Below are 17,060 nucleotides of genomic sequence, written 5' to 3'. Positions count from 1 at the left end.
CCGATGAACACCCCCGCATTGCCCGAGCCGGGCATCCGTGTCAGCCTCTCGGAGCTGATCGAGATGCGCCATCGCGTGCGTGAAGTCCAGCTGTTCTCAACGCCGAGCCAGCGCAGCCCGCTGATCGGCCTGCACCACTCCAAACTACGCGGGCGTGGCGTGGACTTCGACCAGGTGCGGGTCTACCAGGCCGGCGACGACGTACGCACCATCGACTGGCGCGTCACCGCACGCACCCAGGAACCCCACACCAAGCTGTTTCACGAAGAGCGCGAACGGCCGATCTTCATCATGGTCGAGCAAAGCCGCCGGTTGTTTTTCGGTTCCGGGCTGATGTTCAAGTCGGTCCTCGCCGCCCAGGCCGCGAGCCTGATCGGCTGGGCGGCGCTCGGCCACAACGACCGGGTGGGCGGGCTGGTGTATGGCGACAACGAACACTACGAGATCAAACCACGACGCAGCAAACAGAGCTTGCTGCAATTGCTCAACCGCCTGGTGCGGGTCAACCAGAGCCTGAGCACCGAAGGCGAGCCGGCCAACGACGATCTCGGCATGGCCCTGCGCCGCGCCCGGGAAGTCCTGCGCCCCGGCAGCCTGGTGATCGTGATCTGTGACGAGCGCGCCCTGAGCGACGGCGCCGAGCAACAGCTGAGCCTGCTGTCACGCCACTGTGACCTGTTGCTGCTGCCGCTGTCCGACCCCCTGGACCACGCCCTGCCCGCCGCCGGCCTGTTGCGGTTTGCCGAGCACGGCGCGCAACTGGAGCTCGATACCCTGAACTTCGAACTGCGCCAGAGCTATCGCGCCCAGGCCGAAGCGCGTATCGCCCGCTGGGAGTTGCTGGCACAAAAACTGCGGGTGCTGCTGATGCCCCTGAGCACCCAGAGCGAAATGGTCGAGCAACTGCGCGAATACTTGAACCCGCAACGCCCGGGAAAAAGCCAATGAGCAGTCTCGAGCAACTGCAACCGCTGATGACCCCGCCGCCGATCCCGTTCTGGCCGCCGGCCCCGGGCTGGTGGCTGTTGCTCCTGCTGTTGCCGGCGCTCGGCTTTGGCCTGTGGCAGTTGCGCCGGTTTTTGCCGGCCAAGCGCAACCTGGCGCGCGCCGAACAACCTCTGGACCCCCTGCGGGTCGCCGCGCTGGCCGAGTTGGCACAGATGCCCAAGCCCTACGACGGCGCACCGGCCGGGGCCTGGCTGCAACAACTCAACGGCTTGCTCAAGCGCCTGTGCCGCAACGACTATCCCTATAGCCAGAGCCATACCCTCAACGGTCGCAAATGGCTGGCGTTCCTCGATAACCGTTGCCCAGCGGCCGGCCTCACCCGCTGGATGATCCTGGTCGAAGGCGCCTACAAGCCCGAATGCAAACTCGATGACAAGGCCATCGCCGGCCTGACCCAGGCCATCGACACCTGGATCCGCAAACATGTTTGAGTTCGCCTGGCCGTGGATCTTCATCTTGCTGCCGCTGCCGTGGCTGATGCGCGTGCTGCTGCCGGTGGCCGACAGTGGCGAGCCGGCGCTCAAGGTCAGCTTCCTCAGCGACCTCGAAGGCCTGGCGCGCCGTCGCGCCCGGGCCAACCTGCCGGCCTGGCGCCAACAGGCACCGTTCATACTCCTGTGGTTGCTCCTGCTGGTAGCCGCTGCCCGCCCGCAATGGTTGGGGGAGCCGTTGCCGATTGCCGCCAGTGGCCGCGATTTGCTGGTGGCCGTCGACGTGTCCGGCTCGATGGACTTTCCCGACATGCAGTGGCAAGGCGAAGACGTCAGCCGCCTGGAATTGGTCCAACTCCTGCTGGGGGACTTTCTCGAGCAGCGCGATGGTGACCGGGTCGGCCTGATCCTGTTCGGCAGCCAGGCCTACCTGCAGGCCCCGCTGACGTTCGATCGGCGCACCGTGCGGGTCTGGCTAGACGAGGCGCGGATCGGCATCGCCGGCAAGAACACCGCCATTGGCGACGCCATCGGCCTGGCTCTCAAGCGCCTGCGCCAGCGTCCGGCGCAAAGCCGGGTGCTGATCCTGGTCACCGACGGCGCCAACAATGGCGGGGAAATCAATCCCCTGACGGCCGCCCGCCTGGCAGCCGAAGAAGGCGTAAAAATCTACCCTATTGGTATCGGCGCCGACCCGGAACAAACCGGGACCCTGGGGCTGCTCGGCCTCAACCCGAGCCTGGACCTTGACGAGCCGGCGCTCCAGGCGATTGCCCAGGCCACCGGTGGGCGCTACTTCCGCGCCCGCGACGGTGCCGAGCTGGAAGCGATCAAGCAGACCCTCGATGAACTGGAGCCGGTGATCCAACAGCCCACCCAGGCCCGCCCCGCCCAGGCGCTGTACAGCTGGCCATTGGCGGCGGCGTTGCTGTTGAGCATGCTGCTGGCGATTCGCGAGCGCTGGCCGCACAACCCGCTGCAACGGCTGTTCAGCTCGTCGCACTTTCTGCAACAGCACCCGGACTGGCACCAACGGCTCAAACGCCTGCGTCTGCGGAGGCGTCGATGATCGACCTCTGGCCCCATTGGTTCCGCCCCTGGTGGTTACTCCTCCTGCCGCTGCTGGGCTGGTTGCTGTGGCAACTCTGGCACCGGCAAAAACGTGCCGGGCGCTGGCAGATGATCCTGCCGCCGGCCTTTCATGCCGCGCTGCTCCAGGGTGGCAGCGGGCGTGAAAGCAAGTCGCCGTGGATCCTCCTCGGCCTGGCGTGGCTGCTGGCCGTGCTGGCGCTGCTCGGTCCGAGCTGGGACCGGGTCGAACAATCCGCGCAGAAACCCGCCGACCCGCTGGTGGTATTGCTCGAACTGACCCCGCAAATGCTCGCCACCGACGTGACCCCGACACGCCTGGAACAAGCGCGGCGCAAACTGCTCGACCTGCTGCAGAGCCGCAGCGATGCGCAAACGGCGATCGTCGTGTATTCCGGCAGCGCCCACACCCTGGTGCCGCTGTCGGATGACCTGGCCACCAGCCGCAACCTGCTCGAAGCCCTCAAGCCCTCGATCATGCCGCAAGTCGGCCAGCGCGCCGACCTCGCCGTGGCCAAAGCGCTGACCTTGCTCGAGCGCGGCGCCCTGGGCCAGGGCCGCATCCTGCTGATCGGCTCCTCCCTCAGCGAACAGGAGCGCCAGGGCATTCGCCAGGCGCTGCGCGGGCAGGCACCGCAGTGGTTGATGCTCGGCATCGGCACGCCCCAGGGGGCGCCTGTCACCGCCGAAGACGGCAGCTTCCTCAAGGACGCCCAGGGCGCGATCCTGGTGCCACGCCTGGACAGCCCGAGCCTGAAAGCCTTTGCCAATGAACTGGGCGGCCGTTACCGCCAGGCGCGAGTGGACGACAATGACTTGCGTGGCCTGGGCCTGTTTGACGCCCCCCACAGCCTGCGTGAAGACGGCCAGACCTTGCGTCTCGACACCTGGGCCGACCAGGGCTACTGGCTGTTGCTGCCCCTGTTGCTGTTGGCCGCCTGTGCCGGACGCAGGGGCTGGCTGCTGTGCCTGCCCCTGCTGTTCATGGTGCCGCAGCCGAGCCAGGCCTTCGAGTTCAACGACCTGTGGTTGCGCCCTGACCAACAGGGCCTGCACCTGCTCCGGCAAAAGCAGCCGCTGGCCGCCGCCGAGCACTTCCAAGACCCGCAATGGCAAGGGGTGGCGCTGTACGAGGCCGGCCAGTATGCCGCGGCCGCCGAGCGTTTCGCCCAGGGCAGCGATGCCCGTGCCCACTACAATCGCGGCAACGCCCTGGCCAAGGGCGGTGAACTGGAGGCTGCGCTGGATGCCTACGAGCAAGCCCTGGAACTGCAACCGGAACTGCGCCCGGCACAAACCAACAAAGCGCTGGTGGAGACGCTGATCAAGCAGAACGCCACGCCACCTGCCACCGAGCCCGAACCACCTGCCGAGCAAACCCCGCCTTCGGGTGCGCAAACCCCGCCGCCAGGCACCGCGACACCGCCGTCCAGCAGCGAAGAACAGCCCGCCGAGACGCCGAACGAGCCAGCCGAGCCCACGGTGGACAACCCACCCGAGCCGAAACCTGACCCCAACCACCCGCCCCAACCGGGTGATAATGAAGTGCCAGGCAGTGAGTTGGGCGACGAGCGCACCACCACCCCGCCGCTAAGCAGCGCCGACAGCGACTTCAATGGCGAGCACCGCGAAGCGCTGGAGCAATGGCTGCGTAAAATCCCCGATGAACCGGGAGAACTGCTCAGACGCAAGTTCTGGTACGAACAGCAACAACATCAGGATCAGGGAAAAACTCGATGAACCGCAGCACCGCACTCTTACTCGGCCTGCTGTTCTGCAGCCTGCAAACCCAGGCGGCGGGCCTGGTCGCCAGTGTCGACCGCAACCAGCTGAGTTCCGGGGAAACGGTGGAGCTGACCCTGGAGTCCAGCGATGTCACGCTCTTCGGCAAGCCCGACCTGAGCGCCCTGGAACCGCAGTTCGAAGTGCGCGGCACCCGTCAGGTCAACCAGTTGACCAGCCTCAACGGCGAAAACCACGCCACCACCCGCTGGATCATCACCCTGCTGCCCAAGCTCAATGGCACTGTGGTGATTGCGCCGTTGCACTTGGGGGAATTCACCAGCGAGCCGATCGAGTTGACCGTGGTGCAAAGCCAGACCCAGGACACCCCGAGCAAACTGGCCCCGGTGTTCATCGAGGCCAGCCTGGATCAGAGCAGCGTCTACGTGCAGGCCCAGGCGATCCTGACCCTGCGCATCTACCACTCGGTGTCGCTGTACGACGACAGCAATATCACGCCGCTGCAGATTCCCGATGCGCGCGTCGAACCGCTGGGCGAGTCGCGCACTTACGAAAAAGTCATCAATGACCTGCGCCATGGGGTGATCGAACAGCGCTATGCCATTTACCCGCAACACAGCGGTGTCCTGAGCATCCCGCCGCAGATCTTCAGCGCCACCCTGGTGGACGCCCAACCGAACCAGGACCCGGCCGCCCAGGGGCCGAAATCCGGCAAGTTGCTGCGCGTCAGCTCCGCCGAGACCACCCTGACGGTCAAGGTCAAGCCCGCCGACTATCCGCCGGACACCCCGTGGCTCCCGGCACGCAGCCTGAGCCTGGAGGAAAGCTGGAACCCGGAACCGGACCGCAGCCAGGTCGGCGACTCGTTGACCCGCAGCCTGACCCTCAAGGCCGAGGGCCTGGCCAGCTCCCAACTGCCCCCCTTGCCGGCAACTGACGTCAGCGGCCTGCGCCGCTACCCCGACCAGCCGCAATTGAGCAATCAGCAGAGCGAACGCGGGCTGATTGGCAGCCGCGAGGACCGCGAAGCCCTGGTCCCGACCCACAGCGGCAACATCGAGTTGCCCGCCGTCGAGGTGGTTTGGTGGAACACCGACGAAGACCGCCTCGAACGCAGCAGCCTGCCGGCACGCACCCTGCACATCCAGAACAACCCGAGCCTGATGGTCGACACCCCGGCCGGCAATGCGCCGGCCCATCCCACGGTGGACAGTGAAACGCTGTGGTACTGGAAACTCGCCACCCTGGTCCTGTCCTGCACCACCCTGCTGGGCTTTGGCCTGTGGTGGCGCGCGCGTTGGCAACCGGCGATCCTGCGGGCCGCCCAGACCGGGCCGAGCCCGCGCACCCTGCTCGACGACCTCAAGCGCGCCAGCCAGGCCAACGACCCCCAGGCCACACGCCAGGCGCTGGACGCCTGGGCCCGTCAGCAACCGGAAACCCTGGCGGACATGGCGGCGCGCTTTGTGCCGCTGTCCGACGCCCTCGATGGCCTCAACGGCGCGCTCTACAGCGAAACCGGACAACACTGGCAAGGCGAAGACCTGTGGCGCGCGATCCGCGCCATCCCCACCGCCGAACGGGTCCAGGACCCGGTGGGCGACAGTGGCTTGCCGCCGCTTTACCCTAAGTAATTTCGATACCTTGCAGGGGCAAGGCCTGAGCATGATCACGCTCTCAAGCACGTGATCACGAGCAAGCCTTGCCCCTACACAGTCCACCTCTTTCAGAATGAGCGGAGTTTGCCTTGCGTCTGTTTCACACCTCCGACTGGCACCTTGGGCAAAACCTGCATGGCCAGGAACGCGACTACGAACACGGTTGCTTCCTCGACTGGCTGCTGCGTCAACTGGGGCAGGAAAAGCCCGACGTGCTGCTGATCGCCGGCGATATCTTCGACACGGTCAACCCGCCGGTCAAAGCCCAGGAACGCCTGTACGACTTCATCGTCAGTGCCCACGAACAACAGCCTGCGCTGAGTATCGTGATGATCGCCGGCAACCACGATTCCGGTTCCCGGATCGAACTGCCGGCGCCGCTGATGCGCCGCCTGCGCACCCACGCCCTGGGCCGAGTGCTGTGGCTTGATGACGGGCAACTGGATGCCGAGCGGTTGCTGATCCCGCTGCCCGATGCCTCGGGCGAGATCGCTGGCTGGTGCCTGGCACTGCCGTTCCTGCGCCCGGCGGAAGTCACCGGTGCCCACCTGGGCGACGACTACCTGCGCGGTATCGGCCAGGTGCATGAGTGGCTGATCGAGGCCGCCAATGCCAAGCGCCAGCCGGGCCAGGCGCTGATCGCCATCAGTCATGCACACATGGCCGGCGGCTCGGTGTCCGAGGACTCCGAACGCAGCCTGATCATCGGCAATGCCGAAGCCCTGCCCGCCAGCCTGTTTGGCCCGAGCATCAGCTACGTTGCCCTCGGCCACCTGCACAAGCCACAGAAGGTCAACGGCGAGGAGCGCATTCGCTACTGCGGCTCGCCCATCCCCCTATCGTTCTCCGAGATTGCCTACCCGCACCAGATCCTCGATGTGCGCCTCGACGGGCCAACCCTGGTCAGCGTCGAGCCGCGCCTGATCCCACGGGCGGTCAACCTGCAACGCATGGGCCCCGCACCGCTGGCCGAGATCCTCGGGCAACTGGCCGCGCTGCCCGACATCGACCTGTTGGCCGACGTCCAGCGCCAGCCCTGGCTGGAGGTACGGGTGCGCCTCGACGAACCGCAACCGGACCTGCGCCATCAGGTGGAAAGCGCCTTGCAAGGCAAAGCCGTGCGCCTGGTGCGGATCGCCGCCGAATACGCCGGCAGCGGTGCCCGGGGAGGCAGCGATGAGGGCGACGTCTTGATCGAACTGGACCAACTCACCCCTCAGGAACTGTTCAGCCGCGCCTGGCTGGATAATTACGGCAGCGCCGTCGACGAACAGACCCTCAGCGATTTTGCGCAACTGCTGCAAGACGTTCAGCAGGAGAGCGAACAGCCATGAAGATCCTCGCCATCCGCCTGAAGAACCTGGCCTCGCTGGCCGGGCCGTTCGAGATCGATTTCACCGCCGAACCGCTGGCCAGTGCCGGCCTGTTCGCGATCACCGGGCCCACCGGCGCCGGCAAAAGCACCCTGCTCGATGCCCTGTGCCTGGCCCTGTTTGGCGCGGTACCGCGGCTCAACAACACCGGGCGTGACGCCAAGGTCCCGGACGCGGACGGCGAAATCGCCACCGGCGATCCACGCACCCTGCTGCGCCGGGGCACTGGCGACGGCTACGCCGAGGTCGACTTCCTCGGCATCGATGGCCGGCGCTATCGGGCACGCTGGGAAGCCAACCGCGCCCGGGAAAAAGCCAATGGCAAGCTGCAGGCCAGCCGTCAGAGCCTGCGCGACCTGGACACCGACCAGCTGCTGGCCAGCCAGAAAGGTGAATACAAGACCCAGCTCGAAGCGGTGTTGGGCCTGAACTTCGAACAGTTCACCCGGGCGGTAATGCTCGCCCAGAGCGAATTCAGCGCCTTCCTCAAGGCCGACGACAACGACCGCAGCGAACTGCTGGAAAAGCTCACCGACACCGCGCTCTACACCCGCCTGGGCAAGCGCGCCTTCGACAAGAGCAAGGAAACCCGCGAGCTGCACAAACAGCTACAGGACCAAGCCAGCGGCGTCACCCCCCTGGAGCCCGAGGCGCGCGCCGAACTCGACCAGCGTTTGAGCCAGGCCCAGCAGCAGCTCAAGACCCAGCAGGCCCAGCTCAAGCAACTGGAGTTGCAGCACACCTGGCTCAAGGAACTGCAGCAGATCCAGGACCAGCAACAGGCGGGTGTCGAGCAACTGCAACAGGCCCAGCAGGCCTGGGATGCCCAGGCGGACGCACGGCTGAACCTCAAGCGCCTGGAGCACCTGGCACCGCAACGTCACCAGTTTGCCCGTCAGGCCGAACTTGATGCCCAGTTGAGCCCCTTGGCCGCATCGATCCAGCAGCACAGCGCCCAACAGACCGAACAACTGGCCCGTCAGGCGCAGCTGGAACTGAGCCTGGAATCGGCCAAGGCGGCGCTGACCCAGGCGCAACACCAGCACACCAGCAATGCCCCGCTGCTGCGCCAGGCATTCGAGGAACAAGGCAACCTGGCGCGACTGACCCAGGCGATCGACGCGTCGGCAGAACTCAAGCAGACCGCCGAACAGGCGAGCCTGCAAGGCCAGCACGCCATCACCCAGATGCTCGAACAACAACAGCGGGTGGCCGAACGCCTGGTCAATATCGCCAGCCAGTTGGAGCACAGCCTGCAGTGGGCGCCGGTCAGCGACGCCTGGAACCTGCACCGCGAGCGCCTGCAGCAACTGATGCTGGTGGGCAATCGCCTCAAACAAGGTGAGGCGGAACTGCTGGGGCTGCAACAACAGGCCAGCACCAGCGCCAGCCGCCTGGAAGAACAGCGTCAGCAACTGCAGGTGCTGTACAGCGAAGCCGACGTCGAGCCTCAGGCAGTCGCCGAGCAGATCCAGATTCTCGGCAGCCTGCTGCAAGACAACCGCAAGCAACTGCGGGCGGTGGAAGAGCTGACGCGGCTGTGGACCAACCAGCAGGAGCTGGATACCCGCGGGCAAGCCCTGCAACAACGCCTGCACAGCGCCCAGGGCGAACGCGAACGCCTGACCCGCGAAGGCGTAAAAGCCAAGGCCGACCTGACCGTGGCCGAGCAGACACTGACGGTCACCCAAGCGCTTCTGGAGCGCCAACGCCTGGCCCGCAGCGCCAGTGTCGAGGAGTTGCGCGGGCAGTTGCAGGACGATCAGCCCTGCCCGGTGTGTGGCAGTGTCGAGCACCCCTACCACCAGCCCGAAGCCTTGCTGCAAAGCCTGGGTCAACACGATGAAAGCGAACAGGCCGCTGCCCAGAAGGCCGTCGACCTGCTCAAGGAAACCCTCGCCGAACTGCGTGCCGAAGTCGGCGGTGTGATCGCCCAGCAAAAAGAACTGCTGCAACAGCACGAACAACTGCTCGCCCAGCAGCAGAGCCTGGCCCCGAGCCTGGCAGCCCATCCGCTGGCAGCCTCGTTGCTGGCGCAGGACCCTGGCCACCAAGAGGCCTGGCTAGCCCAGCAAAATACTCAGTTGAACCAGAACCTCAGCCAGGACGAACAGCGCCAGAGCGCCCTGCTCACCCTGCAACAGGAAGCCGCGCGCCTGGCGCAGCAACTGCAAGCCGCTGAACAGGCCAGCCAGCAGGCGGTGCAACTGCTGACCCTGCAGCAGCGCGAACTGGGCAACGACCGCCAACGCCTGGAGGAAGAGCTCGCCGCCTTCGCCAACCTGCTCCCGGCAGCCATCCTTGAAGGCCTGCGCCATGAGCCCGCGGCGACCTTCCTCCAGCTCGACCAACAAGTGGCCCAGCGTCTGGAACAACTGGCGCTGCAGCGTGAAGAGCTGGACGAGCAGCAGCAACGCCAGCAGAGCCTGGAAAAGGAACAGGACCGCCAACTGACCCGGCTGCAACAGACCGAGTCCGCGCAACAGCAGCACGCCCTGCTCAGCGCCCAGCTGCACGGCGCCCAACAGCAACTCAGCGCATTGCTGGGGGAACAGCCGAGTGCCGAAGCCTGGCAAACACAACTGGAGCAGGCCCTCGAGCAGGCGCGCCAGGCACAAGCCACGGCCAGCCAGCAACTGCAGGAAGTGCAGAGCCAGCTCATCCAGCTGGCAGCCGAACTCAAGGCGCAGCAACAACGCCAACAGGCGCTGGACAGCGAACGGCAAGCACTGCAGAGCAAGGTCGCCGACTGGCGTGCCCTGCACCCTGAACTCGACGACACAGGCCTTGCGCAGTTGCTGGGCTACAGCGACGAACAGGTCAGCCAGTTGCGCCTGCAGTTGCAACGCAGCGAAACCGCGATCGAGCAAGCCAAGGTCCTGCTGCAGGAGCGCGAGCAGCGCCTGCACGAGCATCAGGCCCAGCACAACGCTTACCTGGACGCTGAACAACTGGCCACGGCCCTGGGCGATCTGCAAGCGCAGGCGGCCATCAGCGAACAACTCTGTGCCGAGTTGCGCGCACAACAGACCGAGGATCAACGGCGCCAGGAGGCCAACCAGGCACTGGCGCAACGCATCAGCCAGGCGTATCTGGAGTGGCAGCGCTGGGCCCGGCTCAATGCCTTGATCGGCTCGGCCACCGGCGACACCTTCCGCAAGATCGCCCAGGCCTACAACCTCGACCTGCTGGTGCATCACGCCAACGTGCAATTGCGCCAACTGGTGCGGCGCTATCGCCTCAAGCGCGGCGGCAGCATGCTCGGCCTGCTGGTGATGGACACCGAGATGGGCGACGAGCTGCGTTCGGTGCACTCATTGTCCGGCGGGGAAACCTTCCTGGTGTCGCTGGCCCTGGCCCTGGGCCTGGCCTCGATGGCTTCGAGCACTTTGAAAATCGAATCGCTGTTCATCGACGAAGGTTTTGGCAGTCTCGATCCCGAATCCCTGCAACTGGCGATGGACGCCCTCGACGGCCTGCAGGCACAAGGACGCAAGGTCGGGGTGATTTCCCACGTGCAGGAAATGCATGAGCGGATTCCGGTGCAGATTCAGGTGCGTCGCCAAGGCAACGGGCTGAGCACCCTGGAGGTGAAATGAACAGGCTGTATTCCTTCCGCCGCTGCCCTTATGCCATGCGGGCACGCATGGCGCTGCACTATAGCGCGGTGCCATTGACCATCGTGGAAGTCAGCCTCAAGGCCAAGCCGCCGCAGATGCTCGCGCTTTCAAGCAAAGGCACGGTGCCGGTACTGAGTGCCGATGGCCGGGTGATCGACGAAAGCCTGGAGATCATGACCTGGGCACTGGCGCAGAACGATCCCGAGGACTGGTTGCTCAAGGACAACCCTGCCGCGCAATCAATGACCGCGACGCTGATCGAAGAAAACGACCAGGTGTTCAAGGTCAGCCTCAATCGCTACAAGTACGCCGAACGTTATCCGGAGCATTCCAGGGAGCACTACCGTGCTGAGGGGGAAGTGTTTCTGCGCAAGCTCGATGACTTGCTGCAACAGCAGCGCTATTTAGTGGCCGATCACCCAAGCCTGGCCGACATCGCCCTGATGCCCTTTGTCCGTCAGTTCGCCCACGTCGACCGCGACGGTTTCGCGCAGCTGCCGTATCGGCCGTTGCAGGCGTGGCTTGCGGGGATGATCGAGTCGGCGCTGTTCACGGCGATCATGGCCAAACAACCCGAGCCTCACTGACACTACAAGTCCTGTGGGAGCTGGCGCCGGCACAGCCGACATCGGCGGTGCCTGGCAGATCAATGCTGAATCTTGTGATCCAGCGCCGCATAGAAGTTGGCGCTCTGTTGCAGGTATTTCTGGGTGTAGGTCTGGGTGCCGGTTCGTTTGTCGTTGATCTCGACGCTGGCATTGGCTGGCAGCACCACGCTGGCTGAGATGGCGGACGCGGCGATGACGGAGAAGAGATTGAAGTTCATGGCGGTAACCCTCGTGTGCAGTTGGCTGGCTTGCCTGTGTAGGCCGTGAAGCAAACTTACGCCCGAGGGTCGGCGGGCTTGAAATCTTTTGTATCAGTAGCCGATATCACTGCGATTAATACAAGGGTGCAGGCCCCGCCAAGCGGGGCCTCAGGCTTACGGGCGGGACAGGAACTTGAGATCGCTGGGCGCATCGAGCGCCAGCTTCTGCACGGTTTTGCCCAGAAGGCCGCTCTGCGCGTCACGCTCGATGACGACGATCTGGTTGCTTTTCTGGTTGGCCACCAACACAAACCGGCCACTCGGATCGAGGCTGAACTCGCGGGGATGATCACCCTCCACCGAACGTCGTTGCAGCTCCTTGAGCTCGCCCGTGTTCGGGTCGATGGCAAACACCAGCAGCTCGTTGGCCGTACCGCGGTTGCTGACGTAGAGGAATTTGCCATCGGCAGAGGCATGCAAGGCCGCGGCGGCTTTTTTCGCCGCCGGCTGCCCTGCCGCCAGGTCCACCCGTTGGCGTTGGGTCAACGTGCCGTCCTGGTAGTCGAACACCGCGACTTGCGCGCTCATTTCCATGCTCAGGTAGGCATGCTTGCCATCGGCGGCGAACAGCAGGTGCCGTGGCCCGCTGCCGGGTGGCAACTGCACCGAGGCTGGAGTGGCGGCCGTCAGCGGATGCTCCGGATTGGCCTTGGGGTCGTAGCGGTAGACAAACACCTGGTCGGCCCCCAGGTCATTGGCAAACACGAACCGACCGTCCGGTGAAGACACCGTCGAATGCACGTGGGCCGACTGCTGGCGCTCAGGGTTGACCCGGCTTGCCGGATGGCTGCTCAGTTGCACCGGTGGCGACAAGCGGCCCTCGCGGCTGACCGGCAACACCGCCAGACTGCCACCCGGGTCGGCCGCCACCGAGTAGTTGCTGACGAACAGGTACTGGCCGTCGACGCTGAGGCTCGAATGAGTCGGCTCGTTGCCCAGGCTCTGCACCTGGTTGATCAGGCTCAGTTGCCGGGTCTTGGGGTCGATGGCCACACTGCTGACCCGCCCGACGACGTCGGCTTGTCCAGGGCCATTTTCGTTGACCACGAACAGTTGCCGCTGATCGCCGGACAAGGTCAGCCAGGAAGGGTTGGCGCTCTTGAACACTTGCAGCGGCGTCGCGTCGAGCTGACCGCTGCGGCTGTCGAACTGCAGGCGATAGATACCCTGGCTCTGGCCCTGGGTGTAACTGCCGACCAACAGCTCATGGGGCTCGGCGGGAGCGGCTTGCACCCCCATCGCGGCGAAGCTGCCGGCCATCAGGAGCGGCCAGAGGTTACGCATCCCCATGGTCTTCGCCTTCATCGTTGCTGCCACTGAATGCGCTCATGCACACCAGGCGGTGCTCGCCGGCGTCGCCGCGCAGGGTCCAGCTCTGCAGGTCGGCGTCGAACACGGCCGCCTGCACCTGGGCCAGGCTGAACACCCAATGCTTGGCCGCACGGCCATCCATGCACTCGATGTGCAACTGATCGTCCTCGTCCAGCGAGAAGTCGAAGGCGTGCAGGCCATCGATTTCCAGCATGTCGCAGGTTTCGAGAACGGTGAGCAAGGTATCGGTTGCAGCAGTCATGGCGATCAATCATCAAGTTGAAAGGCGCAATGATAGCGGCCATGGCCTTGCAACGCAGCGAACAGGCAAAAAAAACCGCAACCCTGGGGCTGCGGCTTTTTCACTTCAGGTCAAGATCAGTGGGCAAACAGCGAATTGCCCTTCTGCCCGGCCAGTTTCTCCGGCTTGATCAGGAACCGTGCCAGGGCTGGCAGCAGCCACAGGGCGCCGAACATGTTCCACAACAGCATGAAGGTCAGCATCAGGCCCATGTCGGCCTGGAACTTGATCGCCGAGAAGATCCAGGTGCACACGCCGATGGCCAGGCACAGGCCGGTGAACAGTACCGCCTTGCCGGTGGATTTGAGCGTCTGGTAGTAGGCCTCTTGCAAAGGCAGGCCGGCACGCAGGAAGCTTTCCAGGCGGCTGTAGATGTAGATGCCGTAGTCCACGCCAATCCCCACCCCGAGCGCCACTACCGGCAAGGTCGCGACCTTCACGCCGATGCCCATGAAGGCCATCAGGGCGTTGCCGAGCACCGAGGTCAGCACCAGCGGCAGGACGATGCACAAGGTCGCCGCCCAGGAACGGAAGGTGATCATGCACATGGTGGCCACACAGAGGTAGACCAGGATCAGGATGGTCAGCTCCGACTCCTTGATCACCTCGTTGGTGGCCGCCTCGATCCCGGCGTTACCGGCGGCGAGGATGAATTCCAGGCCGTCCTTGTTGTTCTCCTTGGCGAACTCCTGCACCGCATGCACCGCACGGTCGAGGGTTTCGGCCTTGTGGTCGTTGAGGAACACCAGCACCGGCGCCAGGGAGCAGCTGTTGTTGTACAAGCCGTCGGCGCGGGCGATGGAGTTGTTCAGCACGTCCGGGTTACGCGACAGGGTTTCCCATTTCAGGTTGCCCTCGTTCATGCCCTTGATCATCTGCTTGGAAACGGTCACCAGGGAAATCGCCGACTGCACGCCCTCGGTGTTCTGCATCTTCCACATCAGTTCATCGATCGGCGCCATGGCCTCGTAGCGCGAGCAGCCTTCGGCCTTGGTCTTGACCATCACCACCAGCACGTCGGAACTGGTGGAATAGTTGTTGATGATGAAGTTGTTGTCCTTGTTGTAGCGCGAGTCCGGACGCAGCTCCGGCGCGCCCTGGTCGAGGTCGCCGATTTTCAGGTTCTTGCTGTACCACAGGCCACCACCGAAGGCGATCAGGGCGATCAGGATCGACACCGGCGCGACCTTGGAGCTGGCGAAGTTCGACAGCAGGCGCCAGAACGGGTGTTCGCGGGTCGCGTCTTTCTTGCTTTTGGCGATGGCACGCTTGCTGATGCCGACGTAGGAAATCGCCACCGGCAACAGGATCAGGTTGGTGAACACGATCACCGCCACGCCGATGGAGGCGCCGATGGCCAGCTCACGGATCACCCCGATGTCGATGATCAGCAAGGTAATGAAGCCCACCGCGTCCGCCAGGATCGCGATCATGCCCGGCAGGAACAACTGGCGGAAGGTGCGCCGGGCGGCTGTCAGCGCGTTGTCGGCCTCGCTTGACTGCAAGGCGATACCGTTGATTTTCTGCACACCGTGGGAAATACCGATGGCAAAGATCAGGAACGGCACCAGCATCGAGTACGGATCCAGGCCGAACCCGAACGCATGCATCAGCCCCAGTTGCCAGATGACCGCCACCAGGGTGGTAATCAGCACGGCGATGGTGCTGCGCACGCAGTTGGTGAACCACAGCAGCAGGACCAGGGTGATGACAAAGGCCACACCGAAGAACAGCACCACCATGATCAGGCCATCGATCAGGTCACCGACCTTCTTGGCAAACCCGACGATGTGGATCTTGATGTTGGGGTTCTGCTTCTCGAACTTGTCGCGGATCTTCTCTTCCAGCTCATGGGAGAACTTCTGGTAGTCCAGCGCCAGCAGCTTGCCCTGATCTTGCGGGTCCGGGTAGGACTCCAGCAGCGGAATGTCGACGATGCTCGACTTGAAGTCGTTGGACACCAGGCGCCCGACCTGGCCGGACTTGAGCACGTTGTTGCGCAGCAGTTCGAGGCTGTCGGCCGAGCCGTTGTAGCTCTGCGGGATCACTTCGCCGCCGGCAAAACCTTCCTCGGTCACTTCGGTCCAGCGCACGCTGGGACTCCACAGCGACTTGAGGCCCGAGCGATCGACGCCGGAGATGTAGAACACCTCGTCGTTGATCTGGCGCAGGGTCTCCATGTATTCCTTGGAGAAGATGTCACCGTCGGTGGCCTCCACCGAAATCCGCACGGTGTTGCCCAGGTTCGCCAGGTCGTTGCGATGCTCCATCATTTTTTCAATGAACGGATGCTGCAGCGGGATCATCTTTTCGAAGCTGGTGGAAGGCCGGATGAGCGTCGCCTGCCAGAACAGGAAAATGCTCACCAGCAGGCAGATCACGATGACTGCCGGGCGGTTGTTGAAAATCAGGCGCTCGAGAAACGTCGCCTTGTCTTGGTTATGACTGCTCATGGATGTCATTTCTCCGCCTTCTTATTATTTGCCCGGCTCATTTGTTCAGTTCTGCGCCGGTTGGCGAAGTGGCGCGAACGCCGCCCTGTCCGACCAAAATCAGATTGCCGTTGCCTGCCGCCGTCACGCCCGCCACCGAGATCCGGTCCGGGCGATTGAACACACTGAAGGTCTGCCCGTCGTCATTGCTGCGCACCACGCTGCCGCCGTTGCCGACGATCACGATCGAGCCATCCTCGAGCAAGGTGGCGCCAGACAGGCCGAATTCCAGGGCGCCGCGCGCGGCCTTGAGTTCGACCGGCTCCCAGGTGCTGCCAAAATCGCTGGAGCGGAACAGGTTGCCGCGCAAGCCGTAGGCCAGCAGCGTCGATGGCTGGGCGGTGCCGATGGCCCCGAACAGCGAACCTTCGTAAGGGCCTTCGACCCGTTCCCAGGTCTGACCCCAATCGGCGGAGCGGAACATGCTGCCCTGCTCGCCGACGATGAACAGGCCGGCATCCTTGACCGCGGCAATGGCGTTGAGGTGGTACTGGTCTTCGTTGTCGAGGCGATCGCTGACGTCGTCCCAGGTTTTCCCGGCGTCGGTGGTTTCCAGCAGCGCGCCATAGGCACCCACGGCAAAGCCGTTGCTGGCGTCCTTGAACCAGACGTCGAGCAACGGCGCTTCGCGCTTGAGGTCTTCGAACTGCTTGGTCCAGGTCACACCGCCGTCGGCGCTGGCGAGGATCTGTGCATCATGACCGACGGCCCAGCCATGCTGGTCATCGACAAAGAACACCGAGGTCAGCAACTGCCGCGAAGGCACCTTGGCCTGGGTCCAGGTGCTGCCCTGGTCGTCGGAATAGAGAATGTGCCCACGGTCACCGACCGCGATCAGCCGTTTGCCGGCATGCACGACATCGAGCATCAAGCCCTTGGCGGACTTGGCCGATTCAATGGAATAGACCGTATCGACGGCTGGCGCGGCATTCGCCAGGGCCGGCGCCGACAGGACCGCAGTGCCCAACAGCGAGAGCGCTGTAGCCAGCAACGCGAATCTGCGTAGTGCCGGCGGGCGGCCAATACCCACACCCATGACAGGCTCACTCATAGACCTTTCCCCCATTATTATTGTTAGGTCGTTCAACCTTTAAGGGCGCCGTGCGGGGCGTGCTACCGGATGGCCGGATTCAGCGCTTGGCTGAAACCTGCAATCTAGAGCCCCT

General features: G+C 64.3%; 13 protein-coding genes. 8 read left to right on the top strand and 5 right to left on the bottom strand.

The window, feature by feature from the left end; all coding sequences use genetic code 11:
- Positions 1–3: 3 nt before the first annotated feature.
- From H7995_RS04795 to H7995_RS04760, 8 genes are all read left to right on the top strand, one after another.
- Positions 4–948, top strand: a complete 945-nt coding sequence (locus tag H7995_RS04795; RefSeq protein ID WP_166591165.1) for a DUF58 domain-containing protein — start codon at positions 4–6, stop codon at positions 946–948.
- On the top strand, positions 945–1,439 hold the full coding sequence (locus H7995_RS04790) for a DUF4381 domain-containing protein (RefSeq protein WP_166591164.1): 495 nt from the start codon (positions 945–947) through the stop codon (positions 1,437–1,439). The genes H7995_RS04795 and H7995_RS04790 overlap by 4 nt, the downstream gene beginning before the upstream one ends.
- Complete coding sequence (locus tag H7995_RS04785; protein ID WP_182340265.1) at positions 1,432–2,508, top strand: vWA domain-containing protein; 1,077 nt, start codon at positions 1,432–1,434, stop codon at positions 2,506–2,508. The genes H7995_RS04790 and H7995_RS04785 overlap by 8 nt, the downstream gene beginning before the upstream one ends.
- Entirely contained in the window at positions 2,505–4,268 is a 1,764-nt protein-coding gene (locus H7995_RS04780; protein WP_185818064.1) for a vWA domain-containing protein, read from the top strand. Before H7995_RS04785 ends, H7995_RS04780 begins: the two co-directional genes overlap by 4 nt.
- Positions 4,265–5,905, top strand: a complete 1,641-nt coding sequence (locus H7995_RS04775; protein ID WP_185818063.1) for a BatD family protein — start codon at positions 4,265–4,267, stop codon at positions 5,903–5,905. Before H7995_RS04780 ends, H7995_RS04775 begins: the two co-directional genes overlap by 4 nt.
- A 113-nt stretch (positions 5,906–6,018) precedes the next feature.
- Positions 6,019–7,263, top strand: coding sequence for an exonuclease SbcCD subunit D C-terminal domain-containing protein (locus H7995_RS04770; RefSeq protein WP_166591160.1), 1,245 nt, complete (start codon positions 6,019–6,021; stop codon positions 7,261–7,263).
- On the top strand, positions 7,260–10,901 hold the full coding sequence (locus H7995_RS04765) for an AAA family ATPase (RefSeq protein ID WP_185818062.1): 3,642 nt from the start codon (positions 7,260–7,262) through the stop codon (positions 10,899–10,901). Before H7995_RS04770 ends, H7995_RS04765 begins: the two co-directional genes overlap by 4 nt.
- Positions 10,898–11,509 (top strand): glutathione S-transferase, encoded by a 612-nt coding sequence (locus H7995_RS04760; RefSeq protein WP_182340259.1) that lies wholly within the window; start codon positions 10,898–10,900, stop codon positions 11,507–11,509. Before H7995_RS04765 ends, H7995_RS04760 begins: the two co-directional genes overlap by 4 nt.
- A gap of 59 nt (positions 11,510–11,568) precedes the next feature.
- Here H7995_RS04760 and H7995_RS04755 read toward each other — a convergent pair whose 3' ends face one another.
- The 5 genes from H7995_RS04755 to H7995_RS04735 all read right to left on the bottom strand — a co-directional run bounded on the left by H7995_RS04755 (position 11,569) and on the right by H7995_RS04735 (position 16,945).
- Positions 11,569–11,748 carry a hypothetical protein gene (locus tag H7995_RS04755; RefSeq protein WP_166591157.1) on the bottom strand — a complete coding sequence of 60 codons (180 nt, stop codon included), beginning with the start codon at positions 11,746–11,748 and terminating at the stop codon, positions 11,569–11,571.
- Between the two features lie 156 nt (positions 11,749–11,904).
- A complete protein-coding gene (locus H7995_RS04750) occupies positions 11,905–13,074 on the bottom strand; it encodes a lactonase family protein (protein WP_166591175.1) in 1,170 nt (389 codons plus the stop codon).
- On the bottom strand, positions 13,067–13,363 hold the full coding sequence (locus H7995_RS04745) for a DUF5629 family protein (RefSeq protein ID WP_166591156.1): 297 nt from the start codon (positions 13,361–13,363) through the stop codon (positions 13,067–13,069). Before H7995_RS04745 ends, H7995_RS04750 begins: the two co-directional genes overlap by 8 nt.
- A gap of 116 nt (positions 13,364–13,479) precedes the next feature.
- Positions 13,480–15,855: an efflux RND transporter permease subunit gene (locus H7995_RS04740; protein ID WP_371927866.1), complete on the bottom strand. Its 2,376-nt coding sequence runs from the start codon at positions 15,853–15,855 to the stop codon at positions 13,480–13,482.
- Positions 15,856–15,892: 37 nt separating this feature from the next.
- A complete protein-coding gene (locus H7995_RS04735) occupies positions 15,893–16,945 on the bottom strand; it encodes a WD40/YVTN/BNR-like repeat-containing protein (protein ID WP_182340257.1) in 1,053 nt (350 codons plus the stop codon).
- Between the last annotated feature and the right edge of the window lie 115 nt (positions 16,946–17,060).

This window comes from Pseudomonas kielensis (assembly GCF_014236655.1).
Taxonomy (GTDB): domain Bacteria; phylum Pseudomonadota; class Gammaproteobacteria; order Pseudomonadales; family Pseudomonadaceae; genus Aquipseudomonas; species Aquipseudomonas kielensis.
Note: the sequence above shows the minus strand (reverse complement) of the source record. Positions and strands in the feature narration are given on the sequence as shown.

What these genes read in the sequence shown, in the direction of transcription:
- H7995_RS04760 (WP_182340259.1), top strand. Translation starts at nt 10,898, where the DNA reads ATGAACAGGCTGTATTCCTTCCGCCGCTGCCCTTATGCCATGCGGGCA.
- H7995_RS04745 (WP_166591156.1), bottom strand. Translation starts at nt 13,363, where the DNA reads ATGACTGCTGCAACCGATACCTTGCTCACCGTTCTCGAAACCTGCGAC.
- H7995_RS04785 (WP_182340265.1), top strand. Translation starts at nt 1,432, where the DNA reads ATGTTTGAGTTCGCCTGGCCGTGGATCTTCATCTTGCTGCCGCTGCCG.
- H7995_RS04795 (WP_166591165.1), top strand. Translation starts at nt 4, where the DNA reads ATGAACACCCCCGCATTGCCCGAGCCGGGCATCCGTGTCAGCCTCTCG.
- H7995_RS04755 (WP_166591157.1), bottom strand. Translation starts at nt 11,748, where the DNA reads ATGAACTTCAATCTCTTCTCCGTCATCGCCGCGTCCGCCATCTCAGCC.
- H7995_RS04780 (WP_185818064.1), top strand. Translation starts at nt 2,505, where the DNA reads ATGATCGACCTCTGGCCCCATTGGTTCCGCCCCTGGTGGTTACTCCTC.
- H7995_RS04735 (WP_182340257.1), bottom strand. Translation starts at nt 16,945, where the DNA reads ATGAGTGAGCCTGTCATGGGTGTGGGTATTGGCCGCCCGCCGGCACTA.
- H7995_RS04790 (WP_166591164.1), top strand. Translation starts at nt 945, where the DNA reads ATGAGCAGTCTCGAGCAACTGCAACCGCTGATGACCCCGCCGCCGATC.
- H7995_RS04775 (WP_185818063.1), top strand. Translation starts at nt 4,265, where the DNA reads ATGAACCGCAGCACCGCACTCTTACTCGGCCTGCTGTTCTGCAGCCTG.
- H7995_RS04750 (WP_166591175.1), bottom strand. Translation starts at nt 13,074, where the DNA reads ATGCGTAACCTCTGGCCGCTCCTGATGGCCGGCAGCTTCGCCGCGATG.
- H7995_RS04740 (WP_371927866.1), bottom strand. Translation starts at nt 15,855, where the DNA reads ATGAGCAGTCATAACCAAGACAAGGCGACGTTTCTCGAGCGCCTGATT.
- H7995_RS04765 (WP_185818062.1), top strand. Translation starts at nt 7,260, where the DNA reads ATGAAGATCCTCGCCATCCGCCTGAAGAACCTGGCCTCGCTGGCCGGG.